The 18,990-nt window shown below is 49.9% G+C and carries 17 protein-coding genes and 1 tRNA gene; 10 read left to right on the top strand and 8 right to left on the bottom strand.

Annotated elements, in window-relative coordinates:
* Window positions 1-211 precede the first annotated feature (211 nt).
* Together JMI88_RS17700 and JMI88_RS41220 are read right to left on the bottom strand one after the other, a co-directional pair.
* Window positions 212-847, bottom strand: a complete 636-nt coding sequence (locus tag JMI88_RS17700; protein ID WP_201363254.1) for a class F sortase — start codon at window positions 845-847, stop codon at window positions 212-214.
* Window positions 848-1,058: 211 nt separating this feature from the next.
* Entirely contained in the window at window positions 1,059-3,260 is a 2,202-nt protein-coding gene (locus tag JMI88_RS41220) for a hypothetical protein (protein ID WP_505712011.1), read from the bottom strand.
* On the opposite strand from JMI88_RS41220, the gene JMI88_RS39430 reads away from it, so the two are divergent.
* The 7 genes from JMI88_RS39430 (at window position 3,256) to galU (ending at window position 8,230) form a co-directional block, all read left to right on the top strand.
* The gene (locus JMI88_RS39430) at window positions 3,256-3,429 is read left to right on the top strand and encodes a hypothetical protein (protein WP_236022951.1); all 174 of its coding nucleotides are present in this window, start codon (window positions 3,256-3,258) and stop codon (window positions 3,427-3,429) included. The two genes, JMI88_RS41220 and JMI88_RS39430, sit on opposite strands and share 5 nt — an antisense overlap.
* A 174-nt stretch (window positions 3,430-3,603) precedes the next feature.
* The gene (locus tag JMI88_RS39425; RefSeq protein ID WP_236022950.1) at window positions 3,604-3,759 is read left to right on the top strand and encodes a hypothetical protein; all 156 of its coding nucleotides are present in this window, start codon (window positions 3,604-3,606) and stop codon (window positions 3,757-3,759) included.
* Window positions 3,760-4,394: 635 nt separating this feature from the next.
* Window positions 4,395-4,844, top strand: a complete 450-nt coding sequence (locus JMI88_RS17690; protein WP_201363252.1) for a hypothetical protein — start codon at window positions 4,395-4,397, stop codon at window positions 4,842-4,844.
* Between the two features lie 217 nt (window positions 4,845-5,061).
* Window positions 5,062-5,466 (top strand): Fur family transcriptional regulator, encoded by a 405-nt coding sequence (locus tag JMI88_RS17685; RefSeq protein WP_201363251.1) that lies wholly within the window; start codon window positions 5,062-5,064, stop codon window positions 5,464-5,466.
* A 100-nt stretch (window positions 5,467-5,566) separates the two neighbouring features.
* Window positions 5,567-6,154 (top strand): VIT1/CCC1 transporter family protein, encoded by a 588-nt coding sequence (locus JMI88_RS17680; protein WP_201363250.1) that lies wholly within the window; start codon window positions 5,567-5,569, stop codon window positions 6,152-6,154.
* Window positions 6,155-6,319: 165 nt separating this feature from the next.
* Window positions 6,320-6,823 (top strand): hypothetical protein, encoded by a 504-nt coding sequence (locus JMI88_RS17675; protein ID WP_201363249.1) that lies wholly within the window; start codon window positions 6,320-6,322, stop codon window positions 6,821-6,823.
* A 537-nt stretch (window positions 6,824-7,360) separates the two neighbouring features.
* Window positions 7,361-8,230, top strand: coding sequence for a UTP--glucose-1-phosphate uridylyltransferase GalU (gene galU / locus JMI88_RS17670; RefSeq protein WP_201363248.1), 870 nt, complete (start codon window positions 7,361-7,363; stop codon window positions 8,228-8,230).
* Window positions 8,231-8,547: 317 nt separating this feature from the next.
* Here the strand turns inward: galU and JMI88_RS17665 are convergent, their stop codons facing one another.
* Window positions 8,548-9,744 (bottom strand): M20 metallopeptidase family protein, encoded by a 1,197-nt coding sequence (locus tag JMI88_RS17665; RefSeq protein WP_201363247.1) that lies wholly within the window; start codon window positions 9,742-9,744, stop codon window positions 8,548-8,550.
* 205 nt (window positions 9,745-9,949) lie between these two features.
* Between JMI88_RS17665 and ada the strand changes: the two genes are divergently transcribed.
* Complete coding sequence (gene ada / locus JMI88_RS17660; RefSeq protein WP_201363246.1) at window positions 9,950-11,014, top strand: bifunctional DNA-binding transcriptional regulator/O6-methylguanine-DNA methyltransferase Ada; 1,065 nt, start codon at window positions 9,950-9,952, stop codon at window positions 11,012-11,014.
* 44 nt (window positions 11,015-11,058) lie between these two features.
* Here ada and JMI88_RS17655 read toward each other — a convergent pair whose 3' ends face one another.
* From JMI88_RS17655 to JMI88_RS17645, 3 genes are all read right to left on the bottom strand, one after another.
* On the bottom strand, window positions 11,059-11,799 hold the full coding sequence (locus tag JMI88_RS17655; protein WP_201363245.1) for a hypothetical protein: 741 nt from the start codon (window positions 11,797-11,799) through the stop codon (window positions 11,059-11,061).
* A gap of 487 nt (window positions 11,800-12,286) precedes the next feature.
* On the bottom strand, window positions 12,287-15,346 hold the full coding sequence (locus JMI88_RS17650) for an RNA polymerDNA-directed RNA polymerase subunit B (protein ID WP_201363244.1): 3,060 nt from the start codon (window positions 15,344-15,346) through the stop codon (window positions 12,287-12,289).
* Window positions 15,346-15,918 (bottom strand): RNA polymerase sigma factor, encoded by a 573-nt coding sequence (locus JMI88_RS17645; RefSeq protein ID WP_201363243.1) that lies wholly within the window; start codon window positions 15,916-15,918, stop codon window positions 15,346-15,348. The genes JMI88_RS17650 and JMI88_RS17645 overlap by 1 nt, the downstream gene beginning before the upstream one ends.
* A 54-nt stretch (window positions 15,919-15,972) precedes the next feature.
* Here JMI88_RS17645 and JMI88_RS17640 point away from each other — a divergent pair, with 54 nt between their 5' ends.
* The gene (locus JMI88_RS17640; protein WP_201363242.1) at window positions 15,973-16,236 is read left to right on the top strand and encodes a hypothetical protein; all 264 of its coding nucleotides are present in this window, start codon (window positions 15,973-15,975) and stop codon (window positions 16,234-16,236) included.
* Between the two features lie 245 nt (window positions 16,237-16,481).
* On the opposite strand, the gene JMI88_RS17635 is transcribed toward JMI88_RS17640, so the two are convergent.
* A complete protein-coding gene (locus tag JMI88_RS17635; protein ID WP_201363241.1) occupies window positions 16,482-17,219 on the bottom strand; it encodes a COG3942 and LysM peptidoglycan-binding domain-containing protein in 738 nt (245 codons plus the stop codon).
* Window positions 17,220-17,475: 256 nt separating this feature from the next.
* On the bottom strand, window positions 17,476-18,192 hold the full coding sequence (locus tag JMI88_RS17630) for a CHAP domain-containing protein (protein WP_201363240.1): 717 nt from the start codon (window positions 18,190-18,192) through the stop codon (window positions 17,476-17,478).
* Window positions 18,193-18,575: 383 nt separating this feature from the next.
* Between JMI88_RS17630 and JMI88_RS17625 the strand changes: the two genes are divergently transcribed.
* A tRNA-Phe gene (locus tag JMI88_RS17625) sits at window positions 18,576-18,648 on the top strand.
* The last annotated feature ends 342 nt before the right edge of the window (window positions 18,649-18,990 follow it).

The raw sequence follows: 18,990 nt of genomic DNA, 5'->3' as shown, positions 1-18,990 counted from the left end.
CAATAGCATTCTGACCATACATAGATCATGGTTAAACTCTGAAAATGTATAACGCTCGGTACAGATCAAGTATAGCCAGAGATGCCAGCGTATAGCGATCAATATGAGAAGTCATTGCCAGGCCTTACCATACACATACATAATAAGGCCCCGCACAAAACAAAAAGGATATGTAATATATGAAGGAAAACAAGTGAAAAAAATGCCAGAGCTATGCAACTCTCTGTGTATAAACAACCAGGCGTTCAGAAGTCTGGTTCTCTTCAGGTACCCACACGCCAGCACAAGTAATCAGGTTCAAGAACGTACCATCCTGGCGGCCAAATATTAATTTAATTGGCGCCTGAGCGGGCTTATAATTGGCTACCTTGATAACCTTAAATTGCGCCGTATCACCATTTTTTGCCTGAACGATTACAGTGTCACCGACGCGCAATTTCTTCAAGTCCCAGAACACAGCTGGCAGCCATCCTGGACGATCCAGATGTCCATCAATCACAGCTGTTCCCTTCTGACCGGGAAGCGGCCCCTCTTTATACCAACCCACGCCAGTCCACTGATTACGTGTTGGCACATCCAGATAACCAGCCGAGGTCTTACCCACGGTTTCAATGGGAGCATTCACCTTGATAGCAGGAATAATCAAGCGCCCCCCCGACGCCACATTGACGCCATTACTCAAGTCGGGCGTAGCAGTAGCAGTTGCCACAGGATGATTCGCTGTAGTCGGCTGCTTCACTGTTTTTTGCGAGGAAAGGATATTACTCCAAACCCAGCCCCCCAAAGCAATACTTAGCATTACAAACAGGATAGCCAGAAAAAACCAAAAACGCTGTTTTGTATGCATCGTATATCAACTCCTTCCATGAGCATGTACCAGACACATTACACAGAACAACTCATCATCACTCCTGTGAAGTAAACCAGGAGTGATGATGATAAAACAGATCCTATTGAACAACCGGGATCAAAAGGGAAGTCAGTAGAACAAACATGCTTACGCTCATTGTTTTCCTGGCCTTCCCTTTATCTCAGAACAACACGAATACCAGCCGATCCTAGCGCCTCAATCGAGGATCTGGATCAGATCCTGTTGGAGGCAGGCCAGGGAAACCACCGGCACCGGCACCAACAGCACCAACAGCGCCAACGGCGCCAACAGCGCCATGGACGTTAAAGTGGTTATTTTGCTGATTCTCGTGATGCTGATGATGTTCCTGTTCCTGTTGCTGTTCCTCTTGATGCTGCTGGTGATGATGTTTTTTCACAAAGATCGTATACATCACTGTATTGTTGTTGGTATTGCTGTCGCCTTCAACGTCTACAGTAGCAGTATCGGTTAGTGATGGAACGGCATCACTGGTCAGCCGACCAGTGATGGTAATCACCGGCAGGGTCTCGCCAGGCTTGAGTTGATCACTACCAGTAAAGCTAGCATCAATCACCGAAGGACTTGTATGATCACTCACCTTAAAGTGCCAATGTTGACCATCAGCGTGAATGTTTTCGAGTCCAATCGGGATGACGTCCTCAACTGAAATTGTGGATGAATCGTTCACGCTCTCGGACTTAGACACATTCGAGACTGCAATAACGAAAGTTACATCATCGCCTACGCGGAAGTGATTACCATCCAGACTGCTCTTAATAATTTGCAGATCTGGACCCTTGTCAGAACTGTCATCCTTGCTACCCTGGCCACTTTGATCAACTGGCTCACCCGTACCTCCTGAAAAGCTTGGGCCTTCTGGGTTGTTCAGGCCTTCTGGGCTACTTGGTCCGCCTGGGTTGTTCAGGTCTTCTGGGCTACTTGGTCCGCCTGGGTTGTTCAGGCCTTCTGGGCTACTTGGTCCGCCTGGGTTGTTCAGGCCTTCTGGGCTACTTGGTCCGCCTGGGTTGCTTAGGCCTACTGGGACTGGCGATCCACTCTGGCCTTCTACTGGAGTTGGTGATCCACCTGGAGCACCTGCGGTAGCTGCAACACTGACAGTATCATAGCTCGAATTGTTAGGCTGATTCGGAACATCAGACGAGTTGACAACCGCCGTATTAGTAAATGATGGTACAGCAGCACTGGTTAATGCACCGCTAATCGTCAATGATGGCAGGACTGAGCCAGCAGCAACTGGATATGTACCGGTATACGTTGCCAGAATTGCCGCTGGACTGGTGGTATTTACCAGATTTACATTCCAGTTCGCACCTGAAGCAGTTACGTTGGTTAAGCCAACAGGAACCAGGTCAAACAGCGTAATCGGCTGGCTCTCTGATGCTGCACCTGCCAGGTTGCTGACAGTCAGAACATAAGAGACAGTGTCTCCGATCGAGTAAGCCTGTGACGCGCCCAGATGCGAATTTTTAATGTACAACGAAGGCTTGTCAGAAGTTGACACTGAGGTCGCTACAGTTGTTGGTGATCCTACCGAGATCACTGTGCTCGTCGTTGTCGGCAATGATGCTACCGGTATATTCGTGCCCGTCGCTATCGGCGATGATACTACTGATGTATCTGTGCCCGTCGCTATCGGCGATGACGCTACCGGTGTCTCTGTGCTCGTCGCTGTCGGCGATGATGCTACTGATGTATCCGTGCTCGTCGCTGTCGGCGATGATACTACTGATGTATCCGTGCTCGTCGCTGTCGGCGATGATACTACTGATGTATCCGTGCTCGTCGCTGTCGGCGATGACGCTACCGGTGTCTCCGTGCTCGTCGCTGTTGGCGATGATGCTACTGATGTATCTGTACTCGTCGCTGTCGGCGATGATACTACTGATGTATCTGTACTCGTCGCTGTTGGCGATGACGCTACCGGTGTATCTGTGCTTGTCGCTGTCGGCGATGATTCTGTAGCGGCTAATGGTGCAACAGACAGAATCGAGACGCTGGAAGTTGAAAAGTTGTTAGCAGGATTGGTATCGCCAGGGACTAACACCTGGGCAGAAGTGGTAAATGGATTATTAGCGGTTGGGGCTACTGTACCCGTAACAGTAATGGGTGACAAGACAGCACCAGATGCGACTGGATAAGTACCATTATAACTTGCTGAGATTACGCATGGGCTAGTCAGTGAAGTTGAGCTCACGCTCCAATCGGAATTGCTGCTCACACTTACGTTGTTTAAACCAAGCGGCAACGTATCAGTGACAGCGAGCGGCGTCCCGGTCGTAATCTGGCTCGTACCCGTCGAGGACACTGTCAATGTGTAAGTTACGGTCTGTCCAGTTGCAAGGCTTGCAGCAGAAGCCGCTTTATTGATCGACAGATCAACACCTGATGAGCCAACGGTTGCCGTTGCGGTTACCGTTGCATCAGATGGCTGGGAAGGAGTACTACTAGCTACTGGTGCATTAACAGCGGCAGAAGTGCTACTAGCTGTCGGCGGAGCACCAACGGTTGGTGTTCCTTCGTCGGCAATAGTTGTCTGAACACTAGCTGAATTATCAGCCAGGTTGATATCGCCAACCTCAGACACCTCAATACTAACTGCCTGCGACCTGGTCAGATTGCCAATATGAGTTGCGGTAGGAATTGCAGAGATAGAGATACTCGGCAACGCCTGTCCGGGTAGAATTGGTAATGCGCCCGTATAGATCGCAGAAATGACCGGGCCATTGGTCACAAAAGACCAACCACCAACTGAGGCTGCAGAGATGTTCGTAAAGCCAGCAGGCAACGTAATCAATGCAGTTGGAGCAGCAAGAGCGTTACTTGCGCTTGCCGAGTTGACGATGGCTGCCGTAAAGGTTACGGGCTGACCAATCTTCAATGCTGACGAACTCTGCGATATGCTCACCCTCAAGTCGGGGCCAACAGCTGCTAAGCCTTTTTTCTTTATAATTTGAGGCTTTGTTGTCCTCATATGAGGCGTGATTAATGAATGAACGATGCCTCTACCATGAGAATCACCAGCAGCTTTGACGCTAGCCAATAAGCCAGCGCCTATAGAAAGCTGACTACCTAAGAGTAGTAAGCAAAGAAGGACAACTCGAATTGACGAGATTGGTGTTAGATCCTTTCTAACACGATGAGGTTGATGCATCACTAAGAACCCTTCTTCCACTATACTAATTTTTTACCAAAGAAAGTGATGACTAGCACGAATTCACACATACCTTATTACACTGCATCTATATCTATAAAGCAGCAGCTACCCATCATGCTAGGTTCAAATCAAGTATACAGACAACCTCCAAAAAAAAAGAATTTCAGAGTACATATAGCACAAAGAATATATTTACATTTACTGTTTATTTTCCAGGAAAATAAACAGTAAATGTAAATATATTCTTTGATTTGGAAAGGGAAAAAGAGGCGAGGAGGCTGCTTGGAGATTATCGAATTCATGCGTTTATACATATGAAATGACAATTAAAATCTTCAGGGAGATTATATGTCGGAGACAACAGATATTTTAATTAGTGTGGCTGAGCAGGAATTCGCGCAGGCCAAACAGTCAGAGGATCAGCGGGCGAGTATTACAGGATTGGTGGTGGTTGTAGCTTCGGCCATCCAGGGGGGACTGACCCAGACGGGTCTGACAAAGAGTGCACTCCCGCTTACGCTGATGCTCATGGCTATTGGTGCCTTCGGAATGCTGGCCAGTATCAAGCTCTATGAACGGTTCAGACGCCATGTACGACTAAAATTCAAGATCCGTCAGCGTCTAGAAGAACTGCATCCTGATATCCAACTTCAATCATTACTAGATCTCACCCGGAAAGAGCAACAGCGAGATTTTCCTTTCTTGAGGGGCGTCCGCCTCTACCTGATCTGGGTCTGGCTACACTTTTTTATCATCGTATTAGGAATTATCTATACAATTATCGCATTATTACATTAGTCATAGACGGGAAGCCATTATAGAAAACAGCCTTCCCGTCCCGTCCATCCACCCTGACCTCTCGGTTTCCCTCAATATCACCTGCCAACCAGTTTTTTTCAGATTTGTAATTAGCCTTGACATAGGCTAATGGGGATGGTATAGTTCTGGTGTCAGAAAAAGTGAGAATGATTATCATTATTAGGGTGCCCTAATAGATAGAAATTGGAGGCTGTATATGAGAGAGAAGCTGAACACTAATGCCCGAGCAGTTTTAGAGATGGTACGTGCAGCCCATAATCATCCTACGGCCTCTGAAGTGTATGATGCAGTTAAACAGGTTCGTCCCCAGATTGGGCTGGCGAGTGTATATCGTATCCTCCATCACCTGGTTGAACACGAGTACATTAAGGAGCTCAGGCATAGTGACGATATCTGCCGCTATGATGGTCATGTATCACGGCACGATCATGCAATTTGTACCGAGTGCGGAGCATTACTGGATGTCCCGATAGATATTCCTCTTACCCAGGAAGTATTGGAGCAGGCGGCCAGGGCGACTGGCATTGAGTTGAGCTCTCACGAGTTGCGGCTCTATGGACGCTGTCCGGAGTGCAGTAAAAAACAGGCGGCAGCACAATAAAGACGCGTTCCACCGCCATTGTCCATGTATAAGTAGGGTACATCCATCCCGATAGATAGCAAAGTAAGTAGCGCAGTCAGAGTAATAAGGAGACTGTTTAATGGTGCAAGAGAAAAATAACTTAGATCGACCGGAAGTAAAAATAGAGCAGCAGACCGAGAAGGTAACGGTCCGTCAGGAAATTGCTGCCATCATTAGCGCCCTGCGTAATAATGACGATACCTCACATGATTTCTTGCTGCGTGTAGTGCAGCCTGGTTTGGCAGGGTTGATGGACGGCTCAGTGTCGACGCTCGCACCTATCTTCGCTACCGCTTTCGCGACGCATAATCCTTTTACTGCTTTTCTGGTTGGTATTGCCTCAGCTACAGGCGCGGGCATCAGTATGGCCTTCTCAGAAGGACTTTCGGATGACGGTACCTTAACCGGGCGTGGTAGTCCAGTGGTACGTGGTGGGATCACCGGTATCATGACGTTCCTCGGGGGTGCGCTACATACTTTGCCTTTCCTGGTAAAAGATCTTCATTTCGCCCTGGTGCTGGCTTACGTGGTCGTAGCCATTGAACTGGTACTTATTGCCGCGATTCGCCACCGCTATTTCAAGACCCAGTGGCTAAAATCAGTCATTCAGGTTGTGGGCAGCGGTATTCTGGTCTTTATTGCAGCTATGATCTTTGGTAATGCTTAAGCGCCAGAAGATGCCAAAAAAGGCCAATATATGATAGCATATGAATGGGGATGTCTTTACATCCCCATTTTTATTATTCTATAGTATCCAGTCGAAACCGCTTGTAGTATGGGCCGCGTGTTACACATAAACATACCTTATACTAATATAAGGAGTACTGATTATATGGCACACGAACTCACGGTACCAGCACCAGCGTTTACTCTTCCGTCATTGATCGGGGCAGCGGCCGGCGCGACTGCGACCATTCCTATGACACTTTTTATGCTGGCTGCGCATAAATTTTTGCCACGCTGGCAGAAGGATGCATTGCCACCCGAGAAAATTACGGCAGAGATGACTGAGCGGGCCAATGTCTCAGTAGATAAACCACAGTTGCTGGGAGGCAGTCTGGCGGCTCATCTAGGCTATGGAGCCACTATGGGATCGCTCTATATGACCTTTACCAGCAAGTGGGCTTTTCCTCCTTTGCTCAAAGGAAGTCTTTTTGGCCTGGGCATCTGGGCAGGGAGCTACATGGGTTGGCTGCCTGCGGGAAAATTCGCGGCAGCTGGAACTAATGAGACGCAACAACGTAATATTCTTATGATTATAGCTCATCTTATCTGGGGCGGGGTTACTGGCGTACTGGCCGATAAGCTTTTACACCAGTTGGGGGCAGAAGAATAGTTTTCCAGCTTTTCAAGCCTACAATAATTTACATAATGTAAAACTCTTTAACCACGAAAGATGTGATATAACATAGGAAGAGTAACTTAATAGGCCAATACGACAAACTTTAAAGGAAAGAGTGCATTTGCTATGAACCTGAACGTGGCGAACAATACCCTTTACCTCAGTATTGAGTTGCCTTACCTCATCATTATTGTGGTTATCATTATTGTTCTTTCTTTACTGCGCCGAAAATGATGAGCTATAAAAAGAAGATGGAATGTGCGATGCACCTCCATCTTCTTTTTATATATTGTTGAGAGGCACTTTCGGGTGCCACCGGCGGCGATGAGGAAAAGAAGAGCCTTCACAAAACCACCATCTGTCTTCTGGCAGAGGGTTGGTTGGTTGCGTTCTGCGTTTTCGCTGTCAGTCACGTTGTTCAGATTGACCTCAGCAATGCAATAAAATACAATACAATACGATACGGATCATGAATGTTATAGATAGCAGGCATGTCAGTTTGATTGCCTGTGCTTATTATAAGGAGGATAGATGCGCATTCGTAAAGCAGTACTGCCGGTGGCCGGTCTAGGCACACGGGTACTCCCTGCTACTAAGGTTGTGCCAAAAGAGCTTTTGCCTATTGTAGATAAACCAACCGTACAATACATTGTGGAAGAGGCGGTGGAGGCCGGCATCGAGGAGATCATTTTTGTGACAAGCCGCAGTAAGCGCGCAATTGAAGATCACTTTGATGCTTTTCCAGAGCTAGAACAGGCCCTGGAGCGGAAGGGGAAGGAGAAAGAGCTAGCTGCCGTACGGCACATTCAGGAGATGGCAAAGTATGTGTCGGTACGCCAGGCAGAACCGCTCGGGCTAGGACACGCGGTACTGTGCGCTAAAGAGGCGGTTGGCGATGAGCCATTCGTGGTCATGCTGGGCGATGAGATTTTCGCGCCCGAAACCCCCTGTCTTCCACGCTTGATAGAGATCTATGAAACGTATCAGACAACGGTGCTTTCTCTCTTTTCGACGCCTCGTGAGCTGATCCCATCTTATGGTATCGCTTCGGTCGAGGAAAAAGGATCGTATACCTATCAGGTGAAAGATCTGGTGGAAAAACCAGCCATTGAAGAGGCTCCTTCCGATCTGGCGGTCGCGGGTCGCTACGTTCTGACGCCAGATATTTTCACTATTCTTGAGAAAACAAAACCCGGCCGAGGTGGTGAAATCCAGTTGACGGATGCGTTGCTCGAACAGGCTCGCGCCGGGCGCTGCCATGGTTTGCATTATACAGGCAACCGCTATGACATGGGCACGCCACTGGGGCTTTTGACGACCTCGATTGCCTGGGCTTTGCGTAATCCAGATATCGCCCCTGCATTACGCGAATATATGCAACAGGCATTAAACGAGAAATAGTGACAAAAGAACGGCTCTGATTCCCAGTATGTTGGGAATCAGAGCGCTCCTGGGCCTGGGGAACGCAGGCGTCCCCACTCTCTTTTTTTCATGGGTGGTGCAGCAGGTGCGCGAATACGCATCTGCTGCACCACCCATGAAAAATCTTTTGAGCGCCGAAGGCGCGTAGCGTCAGGGGCAGAAGGCGCGAACAGCATGGCTTTCAGACGTGCTCTTATACAGTTTTGCCGAAAGCGCGCACAGCGCGCTTTCGGCAAAACTGTATAAAAAAGATATGGGGGCGTCAGCACTCCCAGGCTGTTGCACAAAATGGAAGATTAAAAAAAGGCAAGAGCGGAGCGCACTAATACCTCAACAGCAATCGGCAGCGCATCCTCATCAACGTTGAAGCGGGGATGATGATGTGGATAGCGAGCACCTTTCTCTTCATTATTAGCGCCCACAATAAAGTAGCAGCCAGGGACCGCATTCAGGAAATAAGCCATGTCGTCGGCACCGGTCGTGCGGATGTCATCGCCGGTATCGACGAACTCCTGACCAACAGTAGCAACGGCGGCTCCCTGAACCATTTGCGTCATGGCGGCATTGTTCACGCAGGGTGGGCAGCCATCAAATACATTAACCGTGCAGGAACCTCCCATGGCGGTGGCTACGCCATTAGCCACTTCCTCGATACGCCGGGTCAGATAAGCGCGGTGCTCTTCTGAGAAAGCGCGTAAAGTTCCACCCATCTCAACTTTTTCGGGGATAATATTGAAAGCGGTACCGGCATTAATCGTACCGATGGTAATCACGGCTGGACTAAAAGGCGAGGTCTCACGGCTAATCAGGGTCTGCAACGCTGTAATCACATGGGCCGAGATCATAATTGGATCCACCGCACCATCCGGGATACCGCCATGACCACCCTTACCATGGACGGTCAGAGTCAACTTATCGGCACTGGCAAAGGTAGTACCAGCGCGCACGCCCACACGACCAATCGGATAGACACTGAACAAATGCAGGCCAATTACGCCATCCACATCATCCATCACGCCTGCCTCCACCATCGGTTTGGCTCCGCCAACAACCTCTTCAGCCGGCTGAAAAATAAACTTGATGTTCCCCTTCAATTCAGAGCGTCGACGGCTCAAAATATCGGCTACAGTGAGCCCAATTGAGGTATGACCATCATGACCGCAGGCATGCATTTTGCCGTCGACCTGTGAGCGATAATCAATAGTATTCAATTCCTGAATAGGCAAGGCATCCATATCCGCGCGAATAGCCAGCGTTCTGGCATCAGGGCCAGCGGCACCGCCACGTAAGAGGCCAACCACACCAGTCTTAGCAATCCCTGTCTGAACCTCAAGGCCCAGGGCGCGCAGGCGCTGCTCGGCAATACTGGCAGTGCGGACCTCCTCAAAAGCCGTTTCGGGGTGCTCATGGAGATCGCGCCGCATGGCCACCAGATCGGGCACGCGTTCATCAATCTCTAATTTCAAGCTATCGGGTTGAGATACCTGCTGCATAAAGACCTTCTTCCTTCCTGGTCAATGCTCGCCTCCAGCTTCTTTACGCAAAAAAGGAAGCCGTGGCGACGCCAGCGATATTAAAAAACAAGAAACAGATAGATTCTGAGGGAATTTTATATTATCATCGTAACATACCAAACGAGAAAATTCCTAGAACATCTGAATTTTGCGAGCGGCTACCAGCGCTCAATCAGGAGTACACATGAACACAACGCAGGAAGAACAACGCTGGCTTGCAGTGATGGGGAGAGATAATCATGCGGATGGTGCTTCTGTCTATGGAGTGCGCTCTACGGGCATCTATTGTAAGCCATCCTGTCCATCACGCAAGCCATTACGAGAGAATGTGATGTTTTTCAGTGACACGCAAGCTGCCGAAGAAGCGGGCTATCGTCCCTGCCTGCGCTGCCAACCGCAACGGCAATCAGGCACCAGTACGACCAATGAGGAGATTATCCAGCGCATGTGTACTTACATAGAAGAACATTTAGAGGAGCGCCTGACCCTTGCTCAGTTAAGCCAGGAGGCCCATCTCAGTCCCTTTTACCTGCAGCGCATCTTCAAACAGGCCACAGGCATCACACCGCGACAATACGTAGAGTCTCAGAGGCTCAAACAACTCAAGAACCGCCTGCGCGAAGGAGAAGCCGTCACGGCCGCCCTCTACGATGTTGGCTATGGCTCGATCAGCCGCCTGTACGAACGCGTCCCGACCCATATGGGCATGACACCCAACACCTATCGTCGCGGCGGCCAGGGCATGCAGATCGCCTATACCATCGTCGACAGTCCTCTGGGCCGCCTGCTGGTTGGAGCCACTGAGAAAGGCGTCTGCGCAGTCAGCCTGGGAGATCAAGATACGGAACTGGAGCGTGAATTGCGCAAAGAATATCCAGCCGCCGAGATCCAGCAGGATAACAGTCAGCTAGAAACATGGGTCAGAGAGCTCCTTCAGTTTTTGCAGGGAGAGCACAGCTGGTCCCAGTTAAATCTCCCCATCGATATCCAGGCCACAGCCTTTCAATGGCGCGTCTGGAACGTCTTGCGCAACATACCACAAGGGGAAACGCGCTCGTATGGAGAAGTTGCCCGCAGTCTGGGAGACAAGAAGAAGGCACGCGCGGTCGCCAATGCTTGTGCCACCAATCCAGTGGCCCTGATCATACCCTGTCACCGGGTGGTAAGAGAAGACGGCGCCGCCGGGGGATACCGCTGGGGCATCGAGCGCAAACGCCGCCTCCTTGCGCAGGAGAAAGCTGATTCATAGATAAATTTCTATACAATACATAAAAAATTCTATCTAAAACATAATCAGCGCGGATGGAACATCTTTCCATCATTGACGAAGGTGAAATCCTGGCTACCGACATGGACAATCAGATTGATTTTTCCCTGCTGGTTGACCACGTTCCCGGTTACGGGAATGAGATCCTGGCCAGAACCATCAAGAACAGGGCCGTTAAAGATACGAGTTTTCGAAGTATCACCACCTGGGATTTCAATAACTTGGATATGTCCATGGAGATTAATAAAAAGAAAGTGGGTGAGGTGATCTTTGCTATCGTTATGACCGACCACTGCATCAATCTGAGCAGTGCGCGGATAACCATAGGTCATATCTTGTTGAAAGCCCTGCCACCATGAAACCAGTGATGTCAGACCGAACAGAAGCACCACAGCAACGATCATGCCAACAATTAATGTTGGTACAAAGCGCCGTGGCTGCTTGCGTGGGTTTTTACCATTGCGATTGCGATCGCGATCATGATCATCCAGGCGAACATCTACCGTTCTGGATGGTCGGACAGCACTGGAAGCAGCACTACCTGGTTGCCGTGTGGTATATACACCCTGATTTTTCGTGGTTGTATTGCCACTTGAACGACGACGTTGAATGGAAGACGTGTTCTGGTTTTTTAAGACCAGAGGATCATCTATTGTCTCGTATGGCTTATAGCGACGGGCGCTACTCGGCATACGCGTCACGTAGAGATCGTCACGATCCTCCACATCGTAATAGGCGGGCTGCCGGCGGGTATAAGTCGTTCCCATTACGATTCCTCCTTCTAGTTAGATTTTTTAGAACATTTGTTCTTATGCATAAGTATAACAGAATAGATATTCTCGTCAAGCGGTGGGATGTAACTACTCACGCTCTGGTGAACCTGGTAGGACAAGCAGATATATATGCGGTAGATACCATATATGGCCCAGGTGAGGACTATCCTGTCTGCCTAGAACAGGTCTTAATAATAGCGCAAAAGCATAAAAGACGCAAATATATCCCCAATAAGTCAGATAGTACTAGTACGCGAGGGTAGCTCCCAAGCCCCCCTAGAGTGATTGAGGTTAAAATAGCGGCGACAAATGGACACGAGGGTCCTATTTGTCGCCGCTTTAATATAGTCAATAGTGCAAAAAGTGCGCTGAGCGCACTTTTTGCACTATTGACTATATTAAACAGAGGGTCGGTGCGTCAGCCTGGGGGCGCTGGCGCACCCGCTCGCGCGGGGCGCTTTGATCCCCATTGTGATGGGAATTATAGGCCAACGAAGAGCCGGCTATCGGTGTCGATGAGGGGATCGACCTCGCGCTGCAAAGCGGCATGGGCAAAGACCATGCCGGGCTCGGAGGAGCACATGGCGCGTCCAAGCACATGGTAGCTTTTTGTTCTATTTTGCGCCTGAATCTGCTTGCCAATCATGTCCCATTCCTGTAACACATCGGCAAAAGATTGCCGGGCCCCCACGGCCTGGGCATACAGCTCCTGAGCGGTCAGACCATCGCAATAACCATGTGTAATTGCCACCGGCGTTCCATGGACATCTGAGACGGTCTCCTGGCCAGCGTAGAGGGCTAGCAGGTGAGGAATATCGCCCAGGGCGCCGCTCTTCACCGTCAATAGCTGCGTACCCTGATCGGGATCTGCATAATCGACACTGGCCCCCAGGTATTCGGCTTGCTCAGCCAGCCAGTGTGACCAATCCTTGGCACGAACATCAGTGGGGGGTCGATGCTGTCGTACATCGCTACCAATAAAAGGATTGATCGAGACGCCAGCGAGCCGAGCCTGCTCAAAGCCGCGCCGCCAGACGCGCTCAAGCGTCTGTACCACCCGCTCAGAACCATGCTGTTGGAGCAACATTTGCAACTGTTCCAGCAGCATGGCCTGGGTCAGGATGATATCAGACAATACATTGGCCAGGGATGGATTGAGCAAGGTAACCAGTTCGGATCTACCTTCGGATGTCTGGCTCATGTGAGCCAGCCCCCACATGATCTCGTGTGAGGGCAGCAGAGCCTTTATTAAGGCAGGATTATGACTCAGCTGGGCAACGACCGACAGGCGCGCGCCGGCCTCTTGCTGCGCGCCTGCGCTCAGCGGCAAGAAGACCGCCACCTGATCGCCATCAAAATCGGCCTGTATCTGGCGGCTCACCAGGGGATGGACATGTAACGCAGCATCAGGATAACGCACCGGGTGACAAGCCACAAAGGTGCGTAGATCAAAAACGGGTGCACGATTGAGTATAACCCAGGCAACCTCCATCAGACGATCCAGCAGCTGGCTGGCACGCTCGCTACGCTGTTCAACCTCCGCAGCATCCAGCTCGCGCTTCAACTGCGGAGCAAAGAGGAACCAGGCCATCTCCTCCGGTATGCCAACCTGGTCATAGTGTATATCCAGCGTAGGCACGACTACCGCGCGCGACGAGGACGAGGTAAAGGCATTAAAGCGCAGTTGAGTGGGCGTGATCAGAGCCCGACAGAAGGCATGGACATGCATGGTCAACTGGTCCAGCGCCTGGCGAGCCAGACTTTCCGGCGCCTGACTGGCAAGGATGCGTTGTAAGCGCGTATTGGCTGCCACCAACGCTGGATATTCCGCCAACTCATGGCAGACGCGATACGCACCAATGCTCGTCAACTGCTGGTTCTTCAACCAGGGATGAGCAACAGGCCGGGCCAGTTGCAGCACCTCACCGGTGGGAGGGGCCAGCCTGAACACCAGTCGCCGTTCAGCCGTCAGTTCGGCATGGATGCCAATGGCCGCCAGACGTCGCGCCACAGACATAAACTGTGGAGCCAGCGCGGGCGCTTGTTGTCCCACCTCAGAACCAGAATCATCAGCAAGCTCCTGCGGAGCCAGTGCGCAGGAATGGAACTGCTCACGAATATTCTCAAACGCGCCACCATTACGCAAGGCAAAGTACTCAAGCTCACCGCGCCGCTGCCCGCGTTGAGGATTCAATCCTGCCTGCAACTTTTCCTGTGCCATATGTGTCAGGCGCCCCCAATAGATCCAACCTACGGTACAGCGCTGCTGCACAGGCTCGCCGGCCGAACCGACAGTCAGCGTTTCCATACCATCTTTCGGCAACCCACTGGCAGCCAGCGCGGCCCGTATTGACTGCTCATCCGGAGACGCAAAAGGAGGAACCACAGTCGGTATACCCTGTGCATGCGCGATACGCCCCAGCACAGCCTCCCACACCACACCGAACGACTGATGCACATGCAGACTAGCAACATTATAAACCAGCTCGACCGGTGTCCCATCCGCCAGGTGCGGCATCTGCTCATCCGGCACAATGCGGCTCACCACCCCCTTAATACCATGGCGATTGCTCAACTTATCGCCCGGCTCAACAGCGCGTGGATAATCCAGCCGCCTGGCCGCCGAAGCGCTCAAGAGAATCCCATCATCAAAGGTATCCACACCCCAGGAAGTCAAAGCCGTCAAAAAATTACGACCGCACCAGAAATCTGGTGCCACCGGCTCATTGCCGCTCTGCACCAGGGCCACCTCAGGCTGCGGTGGCTGCAACCACTGGCGCAGCATATTTGCGCCCATCAGCAGGCTACGTGGATGATCATGCTCCAGCAAAGGAATCATGGATGCCTCTGGTCCCAGCATTGCAGCGGGTCGATCATCCAGCACCACAAGTTTACCGGACCGAATAGCCGCCCCAAGGACCAGAGGGAAGATGCGCCCAATATTTGGACCCTCTGGAGTCTCGAACGGACAGACACGCCCAAAGTGGGCTGGAGTAAAGAGCCGGGTACGATCCTTGACATACAGACGAAACAGATGCTGCCGGGTCGCCAGCCAGTTAGTCTCATCCAAACGCTGCGCTGTCGATGGCAGATCGGACAACTGGCGTTTATCGACCCCAAAGAACTCGCGCATCCAGCGCTCTATCGGCAGCCATGCCCGCACCAGAGCTTCACTCCACGGCACAGCATCCGGCACATGGTAACTCAGGAGTTGCTGGCAATAGTGTAGTAGTTGCTCGCCTACACAAAAGATATCAGCCTCAGCCAGATCATCGCCTGAAGCATAGGGGACCACCACATAGCGCTCTCCATCCAATACAAACACCCCCTCAGCATCTGACTGCGGCAAATCCTGATACGTGACCGTCACTTCCTCATGCCCAGAAGACAATGTCAGATGCATCTGATAGGTATAAGTACCGGTCGAATTAACCTGGTAGCCCACCAGCGGCAAACGCTCAGCCAGCAACGCGGGTAACCACTCATGGATACACTGCTCAAAAGTAGCTTTGTGCCAATCAGCCAACAGCTCACGGCTCATTATAGATCCTCCTCATCCTTATTCAGATCAGACCATTGGCGAGCAAGTCGTTTAGTAGCATAGTGCAAACGCGACTTCACCGTACCAGTTGGAATCGAGAGTATGTCAGCGACCTGCTGCAAACCCATATCTCCATCGTGGACCAGGCGAAAAACCTCACGCTTCTCCGCTGGCAAACCCTCAATCAGCCCCTGCAACAATTGCTGATGCTCCCATTGCACCAGTAACAGACCAGGTTCAAGGGCCTGCTGATCCACCATCCAATCAGGGATACACTCATGCTCATTTCCATCCTCCGTAACCTCTACAGGTACATCCAGAGGCAACTGGCGACGCCTGCGCACCGAGCGCAGATAGTTTAAAGCCTGATTATGGGCGATGCGCAAGAGCCAACTGTGCAGCGCGCCATGCCCCTGCCACTGCTCCGCCCGTAGCCAGAGCAATAAAAAAACCTCCTGCACCACATCCTCCGCCGCGTCCGCATCATGAACGCATGCAAAGACATGCCAATACACCGATGTTCGATAACGACTCGACAACATCTCAAAGGCTGCCGTATCATGGGCACGCACCCGTTCCAGCAACTCCTTTAGTCTTTATCAGCCTATTCGCTCAATAGACACCATGTGGCAGCTAAAAGTTCACAAAAAAGAGGATTTATCAAAATTATTTATAATGAGTTGCCAACAGTACGCTGGCAACTCATTATAAATAATTTTGAGCGCCGAAAGCACGAACTATCAGGGGTCGAAGGCACGATGCACATGCTTTTATATCAGAGGGAGGGGGAAGAAGATAACTGGAATATACTTCCAAAAATGGAAAGAGAAGATGCTCCAAGATGGATCCACTATCTTTATTATCCTCGCAAAGCCGTTTTTCCCTACTAGAAGAGAAATTAGGAGCATCTCTGTTCTTAGTGTAGCACGACCTAGAAGCGAGCAAAATAAATATGATACAGCCCAATTTATGTATATTCTAACGTTTAGAAAAGCAGGCCTCACCACGTTTCACGTGAAACGTATATAGCTATAGGAAATGCGAACAACATATAGGAAAGCCCGTGCGCATGGGCGCTCATAGCGCACGGGCGGTTGCCATATAGCTGGTGATTACATACCAGTATCGGCCACACTTAAGCTGAGATAAAGGAGACTCCAGGGCCAGGATAGAACTCGAAATTGGTTACCTGTGAATAATTCGGGCCCCAGTTCATACTACTGGCAAGCACATGCCCATTGCTCATCACCATCTCGACTACCGCCACATGGCCCAACCCTTGAGCCCCCTGCACCCCTGGCTGCAGATTCATAATGGATCCCACCGATGGGAGAGATGACACATGCCAGTGAAACTCCAGCGCCCGATTCTGCCACTGCCAGGCATTAGCGTTGGTGGCCCAGGGAACATAAAAACCATGTAGCTGAAAATAGCGCTGACTGGCCCACCAGGTACACTGTCCATAAGCAAATGGATTAACTCGACCTCGCACGGCGGCCAGCCCCACGGGTACAATAGGCTGGTTACCCGTTGGATTCCCTTTAACAACGCCATGGGACTGAATGCAAATACGCTGATTCACAAAAATGATATTTGGATTAGCCAGATGGTTATAAGAAGCCAGGCTCTGCCAGGTCGTAGCATGCGCGGCGGCAATCGATCCCAGAGTATCGCCTCCTCGCACCATATAAGTCTGATCACTCTTAGCGCAGGGAGCCTGGGCCAGCGCACTAAATAAAGCCGGCGCAAAAGCAGTGCTCAACCAGACCAGCCCCAGAACCGTCACCACCACCACATGACCAGCAATAATACTCACTGCACGATGCTGATTCAAATACGTCCAGATACGCTGATGATTCTTAGTAGATAACAAATGGACTTCTCCTCTTTTCCTCAAAACAACACAGGCTCCATTACCTGCTACCATAAATAAATGTATGTCAATGCATATATTAGAGTAATTACGGCGAATCGTCATGAAATATGATGAAACATAGGAAAAAAGGGAGATACAAAGTTAAGATCCAGCTAAATCTTTTTATAAGAATTTAATATAAAAGTAAACAGCCAGAAAAAAGGGCATAAAAAAAGAGGCCAGACATAGTCCAGCCCCAATTGCATCAATTAGACTAGTTGGCAGTGATGAAGAATACACCAGGGCCCACAGAAAACTGAGATCGAGACTCCACACCAAGGCTAACCCAGTTCATCTGACTGACTGTGAAACGTCCTTTACCCTGTATACTCTCAACAACCCCTACGTGACCATACGAACCAGCACCTTGCACCCAAGCATTGAGCTGCATAATAGCGCCAACGCGAGGAGTGGTCGAAACTTTCCAATGGTACTGATGAGCCCTCGTAACCCACATCTTAGCATCCGAGTTGGTCATCCAGGGAACATAAATACCGGTCAACTGGTGATAACGATTATCCGCCCACCAGGTGCACTGACCTGCAGGGAAAATGTTAGCTGTGCCATGTACGGCCTGGGAAACAGGCTTGGTTACTGGAGCTCCAGGCTTGGTAGCAGCTTTGACCGGGATGCAAATAGTCTGGTTAACAAAAATAACATTCCCATCCGTCAATTTATTGTGCGCAACCAGATTCTGCCAGGTCGTGTGATTACTCTGAGCAATAGCATCCAATGTATCGCCAGATTGAACAGTATACGATTTGTCTCCTTTAGCACAAGCAGTTGCAGCGAAAGCTCCATGTACATCAGTAAAGAAAACACTGCCAAGCAGCATGAAAACAAAAGCAGTTAGTATTACAACTAGTCTTGCGACAGTCCTGACAAACTGATGTCTGGATCCAAACTGCGAAATGCTAAGTGATTTCGGCATAAATATGAGTCTCCTTTAGCTACGACTTCCAGGATCACTACTGTGATGATCCAGAAGTATTGACTGGTTGTATTGATATTAGCGCATCCATAGATGAAATGCTATGATACATCATGAAATATAGGAGAAAAGTAATAAACATAATGGAACAAAGAGCAGCACCATTCACCAAAAAGTTATATAAATTGAATTCACGATCTATATACAAAAAGTATTTAAAGTAGCATCGGGCATAAAGCTCACACCAAAAAGTAGACAATTGTGGGGTTTATATGATGAGGTTTTTTTAAAACAAATTCGCCACAAAAATTATGCCACCGCCAAAAAAGCCGTCAAAAAAAGGGTTGACGAAAACCGAAGAACATGCTATATTATTGCCACGCGCCAAGATAGCTCAGTTGGTAGAGCATAGCACTGAAAATGCTAGTGTCGACGGTTCGATTCCGTCTCTTGGCACCCTTTCATTTTTGAGACCCGCGCCCATCAGCTTTACTGGCTGATGGGCGCGGGTTTCTTTTTGGTGAAAAGTCGTGTTTGATACCAAAACTGATACCAAAACACAGTTTTTGGGGGATTTTGTGTGGGACACCTAGTTAGCACTATTGATAGATATTAGTGTGTACAGCTAGGCTTCACAAAAATTCAAGAGCTGACAGCTCCTCAGCTTGCGAAAATCGTATAGTTACATATATTGGTTAAGATGAAATAAATTGCGTTTAAGTAAATGAGGCGAATGCAGGGCGCAACTTGCAGCAGAGTAAAAAATCAATACCTTCCTTTTGGGTAATATTTTAGCTA

The organism is Dictyobacter formicarum, assembly GCF_016587435.1.
The sequence above is the reverse complement of the archived record's forward strand: the minus strand, read 5'-3'. Positions and strand labels throughout refer to the sequence as shown.